General features: G+C 56.9%; 3 protein-coding genes. All 3 read left to right on the top strand.

The genetic code is table 11. From position 1 onward, the window contains the following. The first annotated feature begins 87 nt into the window (after positions 1 to 87). Positions 88 to 405, top strand: a complete 318-nt coding sequence (gene tnpA / locus ACLD1Y_RS31560) for an IS66-like element accessory protein TnpA (RefSeq protein ID WP_429481541.1) — start codon at positions 88 to 90, stop codon at positions 403 to 405. Further along, positions 402 to 737, top strand: coding sequence for an IS66 family insertion sequence element accessory protein TnpB (gene tnpB / locus ACLD1Y_RS31555; RefSeq protein WP_429481540.1), 336 nt, complete (start codon positions 402 to 404; stop codon positions 735 to 737). The genes tnpA and tnpB overlap by 4 nt, the downstream gene beginning before the upstream one ends. A gap of 49 nt (positions 738 to 786) precedes the next feature. After that, positions 787 to 2,319: IS66 family transposase (tnpC, locus tag ACLD1Y_RS31550; protein WP_429481539.1), on the top strand; the 1,533-nt coding region annotated here is incomplete at its 3' end.

Genomic DNA, 2,319 nt, shown 5'->3' with positions numbered 1-2,319 from the left:
GTAAGCGAACGGTGAACACGCCTACCGATCTCCCAAATTAAGGGCGATGGTGTCCGCCTATTTTTAAGCGGACGCGATAGCCCTTAAATGCGCCAACGAAGCTCTTACCCCAAGTCGTTCAAAGCCCAGGTTGTCCAGGAATGCCTGCAACCCGGCGCCTCCATTTCCAGCGTAGCCATCAGTCACGGCATCAATGCCAACGTGATCCGTAAGTGGCTACCACTTTTCCGAGATCAACCACCCGCAAACCTGCCGGCGTTTGTTCCGGTAAAGGTCGCCCCGAAAAGACAGGCCGAGTCATCGGTGATCATCGAGCTGCCATTTGGCGAGCACACCATCACGGTGAAATGGCCGTCTTCTGATCCCGAAGGGTGTGTCCGTTTTGTCCGTGGACTTGCTTCGTGATCCGCATCGACGCAATCTGGCTGGCCACCGAACCGATGGATATGCGCTCCGGCACCGAGAAAGCCCTCGCACGAGTCGTGTCTGTCTTCGGTGCGGCGCAGCCGCACTGTGCTTATCTCTTTGCCAACCGTCGAGGCAACCGCATGAAAGTGTTGGTGCACGACGGGCTGGGCGTTTGGTTGGCGGCACGCCGTCTACATCAAGGAAAATTCTCCTGGCCGAGTAATCGGCATGGCGATCAAATGGAGTTAAGTCCCGAGCAGTTACAGGCACTGGTGGTCGGTCTTCCCTGGCAGCGCCTTGGGTCTGACGGAGCCATCCGTAACCATTAAGAGACATGGATGACATACATCGATCAGCAGATCGGGCAGAGTCATCGCCATGATTCCTACTACTCCTCTCGATCAGCTCGACACCGAACAACTGCGCAGCCTCGCTGCGCAGTTGCTCAAACGCGTTGAGCATCTAGATACGCAACTGGCGAGCCTCGACAAAGAGGTGTTTCATCAGAAGACCCGCAACCAGCAACTCATTCACGAAATAGCCCTGCTCAAACGCCACCGCTTCGCCAAACGCTCCGAGTCGTTTAGTCCGGATCAGGCCAGCTTGCTCGACGACCTGATTGAGACCGACCTGGCCGCCATCGAAGCAGAGCTTGAAATCCTGGCACCAAAGCCAGCGCAATCAGCAATCCGCCAGCAACCCAAGCGCACTGCATTGCCTGCCGAGTTTCCGCGCACGCTGATTCATCACGATCCAGAAAACACTCAATGCCAATGCGGCTGCGCCCTCAAGCGCATCGGCGAAGACGTCAGCGAAAAGCTCGACTACACGCCGGGCGTGTTTCGCGTTGAACGGCATATTCGTGGCAAATGGGTTTGCGACGACTGCGAAACCTTGATTCAGGCGCCAGTACCGGCACAGGTGATCGACAAAGGCATCCCGACTGCCGGACTGTTGGCCCAGGTGATGATCGCGAAATACGCCGATCATTTACCGCTGTACCGCCAGGAGCAAATCTTCGGGCGGGCCGGTCTCGCGATTCCTCGTTCAACGCTGGCCAGTTGGGTCGGTGCTTGCGGTGTGCAATTACAGCCACTGGTCGATGCCCTGCGCGAAATCGTGCTTGAGCACAACGTGGTGCATGTCGATGAAACGCCGGTGCAGATGCTCGCACCGGGCGAGAAGAAAACCCACCGTGCTTATGTTTGGGGCTACGCCACGACCGCGTTCGCCGAGATAAGCGCGGTGGTGTACGACTTCAGCCCTGGCCGCTCGGGCGAGTATGCCCGCAACTTCCTCGGCGACTGGAAAGGCAAATTGGTCTGTGATGATTACAGTGGTTACAAAGCCAGTTTTGCACTTGGCGTCACTGAAATCGGCTGCATGACCCACGCCCGCCGTAAGTTCTACGACCTGCACGTCACCAATAAAAGCGTGCTTGCCGAGCAAGCGTTGCGGTACATCGCGGCTTTATATGAAGTTGAACGCGAAGTTCGCGATTTGGAACCGGATGTCCGGCGACGAATACGTCAGGAAAAAGCAGCGCCCCTGATGGATGCGTTTCATGCCTGGATGATCGCCCAGCGCGAGCTTGTGCATGAAGGTTTGGGGATTACCAAGGCGCTGGATTACAGCCTCAAACGTTGGGCTGCGTTGAGCCGTTATCTCAACGACGGCACGGTACCCATAGACAATAACCACCTCGAAAATCAGATACGACCATGGGCGCTTGGGCGGAAGAACTGGTTGTTTGCAGGCTCACTGCGCAGCGGTCAACGTGCGGCGGCGCTGATGAGTTTGATCCAGTCGGCCAAGCTCAACGGGCATGATGCGTATGCTTATCTGAAGGACGTTCTTACTCGCCTGCCGACGCAGCGGGCGAGTGAGATTGGGGAGTTGTTGCCGCATCGA

The sequence above is a fragment of the Pseudomonas sp. 18175 genome (assembly GCF_050432925.1).
Classification (GTDB): Bacteria; Pseudomonadota; Gammaproteobacteria; order Pseudomonadales; family Pseudomonadaceae; genus Aquipseudomonas.
The sequence above is the reverse complement of the archived record's forward strand: the minus strand, read 5'-3'. Positions and strand labels throughout refer to the sequence as shown.

Bases quoted from the DNA above. Each gene is read 5' to 3' on its own strand.
- tnpA (WP_429481541.1), top strand. From the start codon at position 88: ATGCGCCAACGAAGCTCTTACCCCAAGTCGTTCAAAGCCCAGGTTGTC.